Origin of the sequence: Rhodococcus sp. LB1 (assembly GCF_001583455.1) — a bacterium.
GTDB lineage: Bacteria > Actinomycetota > Actinomycetes > Mycobacteriales > Mycobacteriaceae > Rhodococcus_F > Rhodococcus_F opacus.
Genome location: NZ_LTCZ01000071.1, coordinates 1 through 14,803 on the forward strand (window position 1 = coordinate 1; position 14,803 = coordinate 14,803).

Genomic DNA, 14,803 nt, shown 5'->3' on the forward strand with positions numbered 1-14,803 from the left:
CCGCGGTGCGCAGGAAGTTGGACATGGAGACGCCGGGGACCTCGACGGGGTACTGCATCGCGAGGAACAGTCCCGCGCGGGCGCGCTCGTCGACGCTCATCTCGAGGACGTCCTCACCGTTGAGGGTGATGGAGCCCGAGGTGATCTGGTACTTGGGGTGGCCCGCGATGGCGTACGACAGCGTCGACTTGCCGGACCCGTTGGGTCCCATGATCGCGTGGGTCTCGCCGGAACGAACCGTCAGGTTCACACCCTTGAGGATGTTGATCGGTTCGGCGTTCTCGTCGGTGTTCGCGACGTCGACGTGGAGGTCCTTGATTTCCAGGACCGAGGTTTCGGGGGTGGAAGCGTCAGGGGTAGACATTGTGATCCTTCGAAGAAATGGGAAGTAATGGTCCGGCGGCGCGGGTCACACGCCGACTGCGGCGAGTTCGGCCTCGACAGCTGCCTCGAGGCGCTCGCGGATCTCGGCGACGGCGATCTTGTTGATGATCTCGTGGAAGAACCCGCGCACGACGAGTCGTCGTGCCGCGTCTTCGGGGATTCCGCGGGCGCGCAAGTAGAACAACTGCTCGTCGTCGAATCGACCCGTGGCGCTGGCGTGCCCGGCACCCACGATCTCGCCGGTCTCGATCTCCAGGTTCGGAACCGAGTCCGCGCGTGCGCCGTCCGTGAGGACGAGGTTGCGGTTCAGCTCGAACGTGTCGGTGCCTTCGGCCGCGGCGCGGATCAGCACGTCGCCGATCCACACGGTGTGGGCGTCGGGCTTCCCCGAATTCGGATCGCCCTGCAGGGCGCCCTTGTAGACCACGTTGGACTTGCAGTGCGGCTGCGAGTGATCCACCAGCAGTCGCTGCTCGAAGTGCTGTCCGGCGTCGGCGAAGTACAGGCCCAGCAGTTCGGCGTCGCCGCCCGGGCCGTCGTACTTGACGGTCGCGGACAGGCGGACCAGGTCGCCGCCGAGGCTGACCGCGTTGTGCCGCAGCACCGCGTCACGGCCCAGCCGCGCGTGATGCGACGCGACGTGCACGGCGTCGTCCGCCCAGTCCTGGACGGCGACCACGGTGAGGCGGGAGCTGTCGCCGAGAACGAATTCGACGTTCTCGGCGATCGTGCCGCTGCCTCGCTGGTCGATGACGACGGTCGCCTTCGCGAAGGCTTCGAGCCGGATCTGCAGGTGCCCGAAGGCGACCTTGTCCTCGCCCGGGCCGGTGACCGTGATGTTGATCGTCTCGGCGACCTCGACCTCACGGCCGACGGTCACGACGGTGGCCGTCTCGAACCCCGAGTAGGCCTGTGCGGCCACCCGGTCGGCCGGGACGCCGGCCTTGCCCAGCCGGTCGTCGTCACGCCCGACGGTCTCGACCCGGACGGAGTCCGGACCGGCGACGTCGACGGTGACCGTGCCGTTCGCGACGGCCGTTCCGTCGTGCAGTCCGCGGAGCCGGCGCAGCGGGGTGAACCGCCAGACCTCGTCGCGACCACCCGGGATCTCGAACGCGTTGACGTCGAACGAGGTGAAGACCTCACCCTTGTTCTTGATCGGCGAACCGGTGGCGGTCCGCGCTATCCGCGGATTCTCGCCTGCGACGGCTCCCGCGACTCCGAGATTCTGGACACCAGTTTCTGGCGTGGTCACTAACCCACCGCCCCTTCCATCTGCAGTTCGATCAGGCGGTTCAGTTCCAGGGCGTACTCCATCGGGAGTTCCTTGGCGATCGGCTCGACGAAGCCGCGCACGACCGTCGCCATGGCCTCGTCTTCGGTGAGCCCGCGGCTCATCAGGTAGAACAGCTGGTCGTCGCTCACCTTCGAGACTGTGGCCTCGTGGCCCATGGTCACGTCGTCCTCGCGGATGTCGACGTACGGGTAGGTGTCCGAGCGGCTGATCTGATCGACCAGCAGCGCATCACACTTGACCGTCGACTTGGAACCGTGAGCACCCTTGTTGACCTGGACGAGTCCGCGGTACGACGCACGTCCACCGCCACGTGCCACCGACTTGCTGATGATGGTCGACGACGTGTACGGCGCGAGATGCAGCATCTTGGCACCGGTGTCCTGGTGCTGGCCCTCACCGGCGAATGCCACGGAGAGAACCTCGCCGCGGGCGTGTTCGCCCATCATCCAGACGGCCGGGTACTTCATGGTGACCTTCGACCCGATGTTGCCGTCGATCCACTCCATGGATCCGCCGGCTTCGACCTTGGTGCGCTTGGTGACCAGGTTGTAGACGTTGTTCGACCAGTTCTGGATGGTCGTGTAGCGGCAGTGGCCGCCCTTCTTCACGATGATCTCGACGACCGCGGAGTGCAGGGAGTCGGACTTGTAGATCGGCGCCGTGCAGCCCTCGACGTAGTGCACCGAGGCGCCCTCGTCGACGATGATCAGGGTCCGCTCGAACTGGCCCATGTTCTCCGTGTTGATGCGGAAGTAGGCCTGCAGCGGGATGTCGACGTGCACGCCCGGCGGGACGTAGATGAAGGAGCCACCCGACCACACCGCGGTGTTCAGCGCGGAGAACTTGTTGTCGCCGGCCGGGATGACCGTGCCGAAGTACTCCCGGAACAGCTCGGGGTGCTGTTTCAGGCCCGTGTCGGTGTCGAGGAAGATGACGCCCTGTGCCTCGAGGTCCTCACGGATCGAGTGGTACACAACCTCGGACTCGTACTGAGCCGCGACACCGGCGACGAGGCGCTGCTTCTCGGCCTCGGGGATGCCCAGCTTGTCGTACGTGTTCTTGATGTCCTCGGGCAGGTCTTCCCAGCTCTCGGCCTGCTTCTCGCTCGAGCGGACGAAGTACTTGATGTTGTCGAAGTCGATGCCCTCGAGGTTCGAACCCCAGTTCGGCATCGGCTTCTTGTCGAAGGTCTTCAGCGCGCGCAGGCGGACGTCGAGCATCCAGTCCGGCTCGCTCTTCTTCGCCGAGATGTCGCGCACGACGTCTTCGGACAGACCGCGCTGCGCACTGGCACCGGCCTCGTCGGAATCGGACCAGCCGTACCCGTAATGCCCGAGTGACGCGATGGTCTCTTCCTGCGTGAGCGGCTCGGCGTTGGCCGACGCAGTGGATGTCACCTGGTCTGATGTGACGGTCATGCGAGCTCCTTCCGGAGTCTTGTTACGAGACCGGCGAGGGCTGGTCGCCGGTGGAATACAGGTTGCTGACTAGGGGATCTATCGGGAAAGCGTTGTTATTTGGGACCGGACGGCGGGACGAGTGGAACGTGAGTGGTGCATGCGCAGTCACCGTTCGCGATGGTCGCGAGCCGCTGGACGTGGGTGCCGAGCAGTTGGGCGAACGCTTCCTGTTCGGCTTCGCACAGTTCCGGGAACTCCTCGGCCACGTGGGAGACCGGGCAGTGGTGCTGGCAGATCTGCACGCCGTTGCCTACCGGGCGCGTCGACGCCGCGAATCCTGCGGTGGTGAACGCGTCGGCGATGGCGTCGGCGGTGGTTTCGAGGCCCTCGGCGCTGTGATCGGCTGCCGGGGTCACGTTTCCGACGATCGCCTGGACTCGGCGACGAGCGAAATCGGTGATCGCGGCGTCTCCCCCGACCTCCCGCAGTTGACGCATCGCCGCACCGGCGAGGTCGTCGTACGCGTGGCCTAGGCGGCCGCGGCCCTTGGCGGTGATCTGGAAGTATTTGGCGGGTCGTCCCCGGCCGCGGTGACGCACGGCGACGGAGGACGCCTCGCGGGCCTCCCCGGACTCCAGGAGCGCGTCGAGGTGTCGACGGACACCGGCGGCACTCAGCCCGAGGCGGGTTCCGATTTCCGACGCGGTGATCGGCCCCTCCTCGAGGAGGAGCTTTACGACGGCAGCGCGGGTGTGGCCTTCGTGGCCGACGGCGACGGGTGACGCGGTTTCGACAGGCGCCGCCGAGGAAGGCGCGTGAACTGCGCTTTCCTTCGTTGCACGTGGTGTCGTTTCCGTTTTCACAACACCAGTGTGACGGAATTCGGATCGCAGGTCTACTAAGGGTGCCCTGCCTTACACCTGTGATTATGTACGGCTCGCGCCCGGGAATACTGGCCGAACCGGCTGTGTTCGGCGCACCGCTACGCTGCCTGTGTGCCGCAGACCCCCGAGAACCCGGAGCCGACCCGCGCGGAGCCGACCTTCACGGCTCGCGCCGCTCTTCGACATCCGGCCGAGCTCGCCCGGCGGGCGCTGGGCATCGACGGCCGCTCCCCGCGACCCTCGGTGGCGGCCGCGCTGCACGGCGACGAGCCGGAGACAGCGGGCCTGAATGCACAGGAGACCGCGCAGCTCCGCGGGATCCGCCGGTTCGGCGCGACCGGAGCCGTCCTGATGGCGGTGGGCGCGCTGGGCGCAGGCGCCCAGCCGGTACTGCAGAACCCAGTCCAGGGTCTTCGCGTCATCGGTCTGCCCGCCCGGATCCCCAGCGTCGCGTTGACGCTGACCATGACCGGCACCGTGATGATCGTGCTCGCGTGGCTCCTCCTCGGACGGTTCGCGATCGGCAGTCTGCAGTCGGGGGCGCTGCGTCGCCTCAACCGGTCCCAGCTCGACCGCACCCTCCTGCTGTGGATCATCCCGCTGTCCGTCGCGCCGCCGATGTTCAGCAAGGACGTGTACTCGTATCTCGCGCAGAGCGAGATCGCGGCCCGCGGGCTCGATCCCTACGCCATCGGTCCCGCGGGTGCGCTCGGCGTCGATCACGTCCTGACCCGGACCGTGCCGACGATCTGGCGCGACACGCCGGCGCCGTACGGTCCGCTGTTCCTCTGGATGGGGCGCGGGATCAGTTGGCTGACCGGCGAGAACATCGTCGCGGGGATCTTCCTGCACCGGCTGCTTGCCCTCGCCGGTGTGGCCATGATCGTGTGGGCGCTCCCCCGGCTGGCGCGGCGCTGCGGCGTCGCCGAGGTCAGCGCCCTCTGGCTGGGCGCCGCCAACCCCCTGCTGCTGTTCCACCTCGTCGCGGGCATTCACAACGAGGCGCTCATGCTCGGCCTCATGCTGGCCGGGATCGAACTGGCGCTGCGGGCCGTCGAACGGTCGGAGCCGATCCGCGGGCAGTCCCTTCTCCTGTTGCTGTCGGGGGCGGCACTCATCGCTCTGTCGTCGACGATCAAGATCCCCTCCCTCCTCGCACTGGGATTCGTCGGGATGGCGCTGGCCCGGAGATGGGGCGGAACCCCGAAGGCCGTGCTCATGGCGGCCGCCCTGCTCGGCGGGGTGGCCCTGGTCGTCACACTCGTCATCAGCACGTCCAGCGGACTCGGCATCGGCTGGGTACACACCCTCGGCACCGCGAACGCGGTCCGCAGCTGGATGTCCATCCCCACGCTCCTCGGACTGGGCACCGGACTGGCCGGGGTCCTCCTGGGCCTCGGTGACCACACGACGGCGGTGCTGAGCCTGACCCGGCCGATCGCGGCCGTCGCTGCGGCGTTCATCACACTGCGGATGCTCGTCGCCACGCTCGTCGGCCGTATCCACGCGGTCGGCGCGCTGGGACTGTCCCTCGGCGCGGTCGTCCTCCTCTTCCCCGTGGTGCAGCCCTGGTATCTGCTGTGGGCGGTCCTGCCGCTCGCAGCCTGGGCCACGGCACCCGCCTTCCGCGTCCCCGCCATCGTCTTCTCGTCCATCGTCAGCGTCATCCTGATGCCGAACGGCGGCGAGTACCAGCCCTTCGTCATCGTGCAGGCCGCCATCGCCACCATCTTCACGGCCGGAACGCTGATCGTGATCACCCGCAACCGGCTGCCCTGGCGGGTCGGTTCGGAGCAGCAGCCGACCGTGCCGGACCCCCAGGATCCGCCCCGGGACGACGCCGACGCGGAAAGCCGGGGCACCGGCCGGGTCACACCAGGCCAAGGCTTACGCTGATTCCCCGTGACCTCGCGAACGCCCGGATCGGCGCAACCTGCTGTACGCCTGGAAGGCGTGGTGAAGACCTTCGACGGTGTGAGGGCCGTCGACGGACTCGATCTCACCGTCGAACCGGCACAGGTGGTCGCGTTGCTCGGTCCCAACGGCGCGGGTAAGACCACCACCGTAGAAATGTGTGAAGGCTTCGTCCGCCCGGACAGCGGCACCGTCCGCGTCCTCGGACTCGACCCCGTCGCGGATGCCGGCGCCGTCCGGGCCCGAATCGGTGTGATGCTGCAGGGCGGCGGCGCGTACCCCGGGTCCCGCGCCGGTGAGATGCTCGACCTCGTCGCGGCCTATTCGGCCGACCCCCTCGACCCCGACTGGTTGCTGCGCAGCCTCGGACTCGAGGATTCCCGTCGCACCCCCTACCGCAGGCTGTCGGGCGGGCAGCAGCAGCGCCTGTCCCTGGCCTGTGCGCTGGTCGGCCGGCCGGAACTGGTCTTCCTCGACGAACCCACCGCCGGACTCGACGCACAAGCCCGCCTGCTGGTGTGGGAACTGATCGACGCACTGCGCCGCGACGGCGTCAGTGTGCTGCTGACGACGCACCTGATGGACGAGGCCGAGGAACTCGCGGACCGGCTCGTCATCATCGACCACGGGTCGATCGTCGCAGCGGGTACGCCCGCCGAGGTCACCAGCCGCGGCGCCGAGGGCCAGTTGCGGCTCAGCGCGCCCGCCGGTCTGGACACCGAACCCCTCGCGAGAGCCCTCCCCGACGGTTTCCGGGTGGCCGAGTCCGGACCGGGCACCTATCTCGTCGAAGGGCCGATCGATCCGACGGTGGTGGCGTCGGTCGCGTCGTGGTGCGCCGATCTGGACGCCCTGATCAGCGACATCCGCGTCGACCAGCGCAGCCTCGAGGACGTCTTCCTCGAACTCACCGGCCGGGAACTGAGGGGATGACGATGAGCACCAGTGACCGTCTGACGGAGAATCGTTTCGCCCCGGGCACGTTCGCACCCGACCCTCGCCCGAGCGGCGCGGCGGTCATGTTGCGGGCGCAGACCGCGCTCGAACTCAAGCTGCTCCTGCGCAACGGGGAGCAGCTGCTGCTGACCATGTTCATCCCGATCACGCTGCTGATCGGCCTGTGCCTGCTACCCATCGGCGACCTCGGAACGTCGCGGGTCGACAAGGTGGTGCCCGCCGTCATGATGGTGGCGGTGATGTCCACCGCGTTCACCGGCCAGGCCATCGCGGTCGGCTTCGACCGCCGGTACGGGGCCCTCAAGCGGCTCGGCGCCACTCCCCTGCCGACGTGGGGAATTATCGCCGGGAAGAGCGCCGCGGTTGTCATCGTCGTCGCACTGCAATCGGTGCTCCTCGGAGCTATCGGGTTGGCGCTCGGCTGGCGTCCGAGTGCGTGGGGACTCGCCCTCGGCGCCGTGATCATCGCCCTGGGCACCGTGACGTTCGCGGCGATGGGATTGCTGCTCGGCGGCACCCTCCGCGCCGACATCGTCCTCGCGCTGGCCAACATCCTGTGGTTCGTGATGGTCGGCGTCGGCAGCGTGGTGTTCGCCACCGGCGACCTGCCCTGGCTCCTCCACACCGGGGCCCGGCTGATTCCGTCCGGTGCGCTCGCGCACGCGCTCGACGCCGCACTGTCGGGGTCGGTGGACCTGCTCAGCATCGTGGTCCTCGTCGTCTGGGGTGCGGCCGCGGGAGCCCTGGCGGCCCGGACGTTCCGATTCACGTGATCCGCCGACCCGCAGCCCGCACCGTCGGCACCGTTCTGGCAGTCCTGCTCGCCGTTCTAGGCTGCGGCACCCTGCCCGCGGGCGCCGCACCGCAGTGGGGACCGCCCGCCGCGCCGAATCCGTTCCTCGGACCCGCAGGCACGTCCACGATGCACGGCGACGCGGGGTCCACCGACGTCACTCCGCTGCCCGGTCCCGGGACCGGCCCGCTCACACTGTCCGCGTACCCGTTGGTGTCGGCGTGCCCGACCCTCCTGCAGGGGTCCGACCGGCTCGTCGTCGCCTTGTGCACGTCCGTGGCCGGCCAGGTCCCCACCGTGCACCTGATCGACCCCGCCGCCCCCGCGGCCCCGTTCGGCGCCTCGCTCGCCACGTTCGCACTGGCGAAGGGCAGCCTCCTGGGCGGCGTGTACGCGTTCCTCGACAACGACAACCGACTGGTCGCGGTGGACGGAAACCGTCAGTTACTGCGCCTCGGACATTCGAAGGACCCCGACGGCCGCTGGCGGATCACCGTCGACTCGCACGTCGACCTGTCCGGCAGTGTTCCGCCGGGAGACAACGTGACCGGGCTGACGCCGGACTGGCAGGGCAACGTCTGGTTCGCGACGGGTGGCGGCGTCGTCGGAGCCGTGGACCGCGCCGGCGTCGCGCACAGCCTGCCGCTGGCCGCGGGCGAACAGGTCCAGAACAGCATCTCGACCTCGCCCTCCGGCACCGCGGTCGCGACGACGCACGCGCTGTACCAGTTCACGCTCCGCGACGGCGCGGTGCGCGTGGACTGGCGGCGGGAATACGACCGCGGTCCGGACCGTAAGCCGGGGCAACTCAGCCACGGCACCGGCTCCACCCCCACCTACTTCGGGCCGTCGACCGGCAGCGATTTCGTCGCGATCGTCGACAACGCCGACCCGCAGGTGAGTCTTCGGGTCTTCCGCGCCGATTCCGGTGACGAGATCTGCTCCGTCCCGGTGCTCGCCAACCCGGGCGGCAGCGAGAACTCGCCGATCGGCATCGCCAATTCGGTGTACGTCGCCGGGACGTACGGCTATCCGTATCCCGCCGTCCCGGACGGCGCGGGCCCTGCGGTTCCGACGAACGCCCCCTTCACCGGCGGCATGACCCGCGTCGACATCGACCCGATCGGCTGCCACCAGGTGTGGAGCAACGACGTCCGCAGCGCGGCGGTGCCCCACCTCTCGACCGGTGACGGCCTGCTGTACACCGTGATCCGTCAAGGGTTCGACGTCACGACACCCCTGGACGGCTTCTCGTTCGCGGTGATCGATCCGGCGGACGGCTCGGTCGAGCACACCAGCCCACTCCCCGGCACCGCGGTCAACGACACCCTCCAGATGTCCGGACTCGTCACCGACACCGGCGACTTCTGGCAGGGCACGGTGACCGGCATCCTGCGGATTCGCGGCGAGTAGCACGGAGTCGAGCGCGCCGCCACCAGCCCAACGACACGCTGTAGTTGACGGCCCTCTACCATCGACGTCGTGCTGTATCGCGGGTTTCTGAGCCTGGTAGACCGTCTCCCCCTTCCGTCGCTGACCGTGCAGCGTGTCATCGCGTTCGCGGTGATCCTCACGCAGGGCGGAATCGCCGTCACCGGAGCCGTCGTGCGGGTGACCGCGTCCGGCCTCGGCTGCCCCACCTGGCCGCAGTGCTTCCCGGGCAGCTTCGTTCCGGTCGGGCACGGCGAGGTCGCCGTCATCCATCAGGCGGTCGAGTTCGGCAACCGGTTGCTCACGTTCGTCGTCGTCGTGGCCGCGGCCCTGATCGTCCTCGCGGTCACCCGCGCCCGCCGACGGAAAGAGGTCCTCGTCTACGCGTGGATGATGCCTCTCGGCACCGTCGTGCAGGCCGTCATCGGCGGTGTCACGGTGCTCACCGGACTCCTGTGGTGGACGGTGGCGGTGCACCTGCTCGCGTCGATGGCGATGGTGTGGCTGGCGACCGTGATGTACGCGAAGATCTGCGAACCCGACGATGCACCGGCGATCGACGTGATCCCCGCCCCGCTGCGGTGGCTCACCGCGCTGTCGGGTGTCGCGCTGGCCGGGGTGCTCGCCGCCGGAACTCTGGTCACGGGCGCCGGACCGCACGCGGGAGACAAGAGTCTCGACCGCGTGGTTCCGCGCCTCGAGGTGGAGATCGTCACGCTCGTGCATCTGCATGCCCAGCTGCTGGTGGGCTACCTGGCGTTGCTGGTCGGCCTGTGCTTCGGCCTCTACGCCGTGGGCGCAACCCGCGCGGTGAAGATCCGCGTGCAGGTTCTGCTCGCGCTGGTGGTGGCGCAGGCGCTGATCGGACTCGTCCAGTTCTTCACGGACGTTCCCGCGGCCCTGGTGGCATTCCACGTCGCGGGGGCCGGGCTGTGCACCGCGGCCACTGCGGCGGTGTGGGCTGCGGGGCGCACCCGCGAGTACGTCACGCAGCCGGACACCGCGAGCGTCTAGCGCTCGTTGCGGGCCTTCGGGAACCGCGTCTGCCGCGCGACCCAGCCTGCCATCTTCTGGAAGTGACCCTTGCGGGGCGTGACGATGCTGGTGATCGCGCGGTCCCACTCCGAGACGGTGACGTCGTCGAAGGACGCGACGACGGCGTTCGCGGTGGCGAGATCCTCGACCACCTGGTCACCGAGGATGCCGTCGGCGCCGACGAGCGTGATGCGGACGCCGGCGAGTCCGATCGGCTGGATGACGGCACTGGCGGAACCGCCGTGCTCGGCCACGAACTTCTTGATCGCGTCGACCGTGTGGGACGGCAGCGAGGGCGCCGGGCTCGCGGGCGCCTGATCCGCGTGGGTGTCGGTACTCATGACCCCGAGAATACTGGGCGGTAGTGGCGTCGTGTCCGCCAGGCTCCATGTGGCGACTCGCGCCGTGTAGAACTGAAACCATGCGCGCTATACAGGTTTCCCGTCTCGGTGGTCCCGACGTCCTAGAACCGGCGGAGGTTCCCGAACCCCGGATCGGAGCGACGGATCTTCTGGTTCGCACCGAGGCGATCGGCATCAACTTCATCGACACCTATTTCCGGACTGGGCTGTACCCGCGGCCGTTGCCCTACATTCCCGGAGACGAGGGCTCCGGAGTCGTGGAGGCCGTCGGCGGCGACGTGACCGGTATCGCTCCCGGTGACCGGGTGGCGTGGTGCTCCGCCCCCGGCAGTTACGCCGAGAAGGTGGTCGTCCCCGCGGCGGCCGCGATCGCCGTCCCCGACTCCGTGCCCAGCCCGCAGGCCGCTTCCGCTCTGCTGCAGGGAATGACGGCCCACTACCTGGCCCACTCGACCTACCCGGTCCAGTCCGGCGACACCGTCCTCGTCCACGCCGGAGCGGGCGGAGTCGGTCTGCTGCTGACCCAGATGGCGACCACACTGGGCGCGCGGGTGATCACCACCGTGTCCTCCGACGCCAAGGAACAATTGTCCCGTGACGCCGGCGCACACGAGGTGCTGCGATACGACGACGACATCGCCGCCCGGGTGCGTGAACTGACCGACGGAGAGGGCGTCGCAGCCGCCTACGACGGTGTCGGCGCGTCCACGTTCGAGGCCAGTCTCGCGTCGGTGCGGATCCGGGGGACGGTCGCGCTGTTCGGCGCGGCGAGCGGCCCGGTGCCGCCGTTCGATCCGCAACGGCTGAACCCGGCCGGTTCGCTGTTCCTCACCCGGCCCACACTCGCGCACCACATCCGCAACCGTGAGGAACTGACGTGGCGGGCGGGAGACGTGTTCTCCGCCCTGGCCGACGGTTCGCTGACGGTCCGGGTGGGCGCGGAGTACCCGCTCGAGCGGGCCGAGGACGCGCACCGCGACCTCGAGGCGCGTGCGACGACCGGGTCGATCGTGCTGGTGCCCTGAGGCACGGGGATCAGCTCAGCAGGCTGCCGACGGTCTGCAGTCCGAGCACGGAGTCGACGGCGAGACCGACGAACACGATGGCCAGATAGTTGTTGGACTGCAGGAACAGGCGGAGCGGTTTCACGGCCGCTCCGCCGCGGACGCTGCGGTACAGCTGGTGGGCCATCAGCAGGAACCAGGCACCCGCGACGAGGGTCACGGCGGCGTACACGACACCCGCGGCGGGGACGAGCACGAGGGACGTGATCACCATCGCCCAGCTGTACAGCAGGATCTGCTTGGTGACGTGCTCCTCGGTGGCGATCACCGGCAGCATCGGAACACCGGCCGCCTTGTAGTCCTCCTTGTACCGCATGGCGAGGGCCCACGTGTGCGGCGGTGTCCAGAAGAAGATGACCAGGAACAGCACGATGGGCTGCCAGCTCAGCGACCCGGTGACCGCCGACCAGCCGACCATGACGGGCATGCAGCCCGCGGCGCCACCCCAGACCACGTTCTGCCAGGTCCGGCGCTTGAGCACCATCGTGTACACGAGTACGTAGAACGCGATGGTCAGGACGACCAGGCAGCCGGCGAGCAGGTTGGCCCGCCACCACAGCCACAGGAACGACGCGACACCGAGAGTCATCCCGAACACGAACGCGTGGGACGTCGGGACCGCGTCGCGGGCCAGCGGCCGGCGAGCGGTGCGCTTCATGACCTTGTCGATGTCGGCGTCGACGACGCAGTTGAGCGAGTTCGCGCTCGCCGCACCCATCCATCCGCCGAACAGCGTGCTGAGGATCAGCGCGATGTCGACGTTGCCGCGATCCGCCAGCAGCATCGCCGGGATGGTGGCGACCAGCAGCAGCTCGATCACCCGCGGCTTGGTCAATGCGATGTAGGCCAGGACCTTGCCCGTGACGCGACCCAGCACCGTACCGGTGTCGGTCGCGCGGGGGGCGGGGCTGGGGCTGCCGAAGCCGTGTCCGCTCGGCTGATGCCCTGTCCGCACGTTCTCTCCTCGCACCACGCGTAATTCCACATCCGAATGCCGGCGCCTGCTCCCGAAGTCCTTCGCGACGGCCGGCCGTCTACTACAAACGATGGTAGACCGCCGTAATGCGTGAACCGAATCGACCCGGATACGACCGCACACTAGGCTGGAGTGGCACAAGAGGCCCACGCATCCTCAGGCTCCACGTTCACCCATGTCAGGAGACTTCTGCCCGTGTCGATCACAGACGACATCCACGTCCTCACGCAACCGGTTCACCCCGCCGACTGGACCGAACTGGACACCAAGGCCGTCGACACCATCCGGGTGCTCGCCGCGGACGCGGTGCAGAAGGTCGGCAACGGCCACCCCGGCACGGCCATGAGCCTGGCCCCCCTCGCCTACACCCTCTTCCAGCGCGTCATGCGCCACGACCCCACCGACGCCGACTGGATCGGCCGCGACCGGTTCGTGCTGTCCTGCGGGCACTCCAGCCTCACCCTCTACATCCAGCTGTACCTCGCCGGCTACGGTCTCGAACTCGACGACCTGGAGGCGCTGCGCACCTGGGGCTCGAAGACCCCCGGCCACCCCGAACACGGCCACACCCGCGGCGTCGAGATCACCACCGGACCGCTCGGTCAGGGCCTCGCCTCCGCCGTGGGCATGGCCATGGCCGCCCGCCGCGAACGCGGCCTCTTCGACCCCGAGCCCGCCCTCGGCGACAGCCCGTTCGACCACCACATCTACGTCATCGCCTCCGACGGCGACATCGAGGAAGGCGTCACCTCCGAGGCCTCCTCCATCGCCGGCGTCCAGCAGCTCGGCAACCTCACCCTGATCTACGACGACAACAAGATCTCCATCGAGGACGACACCGCCATCGCGCTGTCCGAGGACACCGCCGCCCGCTACGAGGCGTACGGCTGGCACGTGCAGATCGTCGAGGGCGGCGAGAACGTCGTCGCCATCGAAGAGGCCCTGAACAAGGCCCGCGAGGTCACCGACAAGCCGTCGATGATCCTGCTCCGCACGATCATCGGCTTCCCCGCACCGACCAAGATGAACACCGGCGCGGCGCACGGCGCCGCCCTCGGTGCCGACGAGGTCGCGGCCGTGAAGAAGGCTCTCGGCTTCGATCCGGACAAGACGTTCGAGGTCGCCGACGAGGTCATCGCCCACACCCGCAAGGTCGTCGACCGCGGCGTCCAGGCGCACAAGCAGTGGCAGGCCCAGTACGACGAGTGGACCCACCGCGCCCCCGAGGGTAAGAAGCTCCTCGACCGTCTGATCGGCCGCGACCTTCCCGCCGGCTGGGCCGACGTGCTCCCCACCTGGGAGCCCGATCCCAAGGGAGTCGCGACCCGCAAGGCGTCCGCCGCCGTGCTGAACGCCGTCGGACCGGTGCTCCCCGAACTGTGGGGCGGCTCCGCCGACCTCGCCGAGAGCAACAACACCACCATCAAGGGTGCCGATTCCTTCGGTCCCGAAGCCATCTCCACCCGGATGTGGACGGCCCAGCCCTACGGCCGCACCCTGCACTTCGGGGTCCGCGAACACGCCATGGGCTCGATCCTCAACGGCATCGCGCTGCACGGACCGACCCGCCCGTACGGCGGCACCTTCCTCGTCTTCAGCGACTACATGCGTCCCGCCGTGCGGCTCGCCGCGATCATGAAGACCCCGGTCACCTACGTGTGGACGCACGACTCCATCGGACTCGGTGAGGACGGGCCCACCCACCAGCCGATCGAGCACCTCGCCGCGCTGCGCGCGATCCCCGGCCTGTACGTCGTGCGGCCCGGCGACGCCAACGAAACCGCCCACGCCTGGCGCGCCGTCCTCGAGAAGGGCGCCGACGAGGCCACCCGCGCTCCCGCCGGCCTCGCCCTGACCCGCCAGGACCTGCCCGTCCTCGAGGGCACCAGCTACGAGGGTGTCTCCCGCGGCGGTTACGTCCTCGCCGACGCCTCCACCGGGGCACCGGAGGTCGTGCTCATCGGCACAGGGTCCGAGCTGCAGCTCGCCGTCGCCGCCCGCGAGACCCTCGAGGCCGACGGCATCCCCACCCGGGTCGTGTCCATGCCCTGCGTCGAATGGTTCGACGCCCAGGACCAGGCCTACCGCGACGGCGTCCTCCCCCCGACGGTCAAGGCGCGGGTCTCCGTCGAAGCCGGCATCTCCATGCCCTGGTACCGCTTCGTCGGCGACGCAGGCGAAATCGTCTCCATCGAGCACTTCGGCGCCTCCGCCGACTACAAGACCCTGTTCCGCGAGTTCGGTTTCACCGCCGAAGCCGTCACCGCCGCCGCACAGCGCTCACTCGCACGCGTGAAGGGATAGAC

At 68.9% G+C, this 14,803-nt stretch carries 13 protein-coding genes; 7 read left to right on the forward strand and 6 right to left on the reverse strand.

Features of this window, described 5'->3' with window-relative positions:
- The 4 genes from AZG88_RS13120 to AZG88_RS13135 all read right to left on the reverse strand — a co-directional run.
- On the reverse strand, positions 1 to 364 hold a 364-nt coding region (locus AZG88_RS13120; RefSeq protein ID WP_156517477.1), incomplete at its 3' end, for an ATP-binding cassette domain-containing protein.
- 45 nt (positions 365 to 409) lie between these two features.
- Entirely contained in the window at positions 410 to 1,639 is a 1,230-nt protein-coding gene (sufD, locus tag AZG88_RS13125; RefSeq protein WP_005241810.1) for a Fe-S cluster assembly protein SufD, read from the reverse strand.
- Positions 1,639 to 3,099: a Fe-S cluster assembly protein SufB gene (sufB, locus tag AZG88_RS13130; protein WP_005241808.1), complete on the reverse strand. Its 1,461-nt coding sequence runs from the start codon at positions 3,097 to 3,099 to the stop codon at positions 1,639 to 1,641. The genes sufD and sufB overlap by 1 nt, the downstream gene beginning before the upstream one ends.
- A gap of 95 nt (positions 3,100 to 3,194) precedes the next feature.
- Positions 3,195 to 3,944, reverse strand: a complete 750-nt coding sequence (locus AZG88_RS13135; protein ID WP_025432539.1) for a helix-turn-helix transcriptional regulator — start codon at positions 3,942 to 3,944, stop codon at positions 3,195 to 3,197.
- Between the two features lie 132 nt (positions 3,945 to 4,076).
- On the opposite strand from AZG88_RS13135, the gene mptB reads away from it, so the two are divergent.
- From mptB to AZG88_RS13160, 5 genes are all read left to right on the forward strand, one after another.
- Entirely contained in the window at positions 4,077 to 5,861 is a 1,785-nt protein-coding gene (gene mptB / locus AZG88_RS13140; protein WP_025432538.1) for a polyprenol phosphomannose-dependent alpha 1,6 mannosyltransferase MptB, read from the forward strand.
- A gap of 6 nt (positions 5,862 to 5,867) precedes the next feature.
- A complete protein-coding gene (locus AZG88_RS13145) occupies positions 5,868 to 6,812 on the forward strand; it encodes an ABC transporter ATP-binding protein (protein ID WP_005241802.1) in 945 nt (314 codons plus the stop codon).
- Entirely contained in the window at positions 6,809 to 7,609 is an 801-nt protein-coding gene (locus tag AZG88_RS13150; protein ID WP_025432537.1) for an ABC transporter permease, read from the forward strand. The genes AZG88_RS13145 and AZG88_RS13150 overlap by 4 nt, the downstream gene beginning before the upstream one ends.
- Complete coding sequence (locus AZG88_RS13155; RefSeq protein WP_061697939.1) at positions 7,606 to 9,042, forward strand: hypothetical protein; 1,437 nt, start codon at positions 7,606 to 7,608, stop codon at positions 9,040 to 9,042. The genes AZG88_RS13150 and AZG88_RS13155 overlap by 4 nt, the downstream gene beginning before the upstream one ends.
- 69 nt (positions 9,043 to 9,111) lie before the next feature.
- Positions 9,112 to 10,074, forward strand: a complete 963-nt coding sequence (locus AZG88_RS13160) for a COX15/CtaA family protein (RefSeq protein ID WP_005241799.1) — start codon at positions 9,112 to 9,114, stop codon at positions 10,072 to 10,074.
- Here AZG88_RS13160 and AZG88_RS13165 read toward each other — a convergent pair.
- Positions 10,071 to 10,436: a hypothetical protein gene (locus AZG88_RS13165; protein ID WP_025432536.1), complete on the reverse strand. Its 366-nt coding sequence runs from the start codon at positions 10,434 to 10,436 to the stop codon at positions 10,071 to 10,073. The two genes, AZG88_RS13160 and AZG88_RS13165, sit on opposite strands and share 4 nt — an antisense overlap.
- Positions 10,437 to 10,516: 80 nt before the next feature.
- On the opposite strand from AZG88_RS13165, the gene AZG88_RS13170 reads away from it, so the two are divergent.
- On the forward strand, positions 10,517 to 11,482 hold the full coding sequence (locus tag AZG88_RS13170; protein ID WP_025432535.1) for a quinone oxidoreductase family protein: 966 nt from the start codon (positions 10,517 to 10,519) through the stop codon (positions 11,480 to 11,482).
- A gap of 10 nt (positions 11,483 to 11,492) precedes the next feature.
- Here AZG88_RS13170 and AZG88_RS13175 read toward each other — a convergent pair whose 3' ends face one another.
- Positions 11,493 to 12,476 carry a heme o synthase gene (locus tag AZG88_RS13175; protein ID WP_005241796.1) on the reverse strand — a complete coding sequence of 328 codons (984 nt, stop codon included), beginning with the start codon at positions 12,474 to 12,476 and terminating at the stop codon, positions 11,493 to 11,495.
- A gap of 216 nt (positions 12,477 to 12,692) precedes the next feature.
- Here AZG88_RS13175 and tkt point away from each other — a divergent pair, with 216 nt between their 5' ends.
- A complete protein-coding gene (gene tkt / locus AZG88_RS13180) occupies positions 12,693 to 14,801 on the forward strand; it encodes a transketolase (protein ID WP_061697940.1) in 2,109 nt (702 codons plus the stop codon).
- Positions 14,802 to 14,803: the final 2 nt, after the last annotated feature.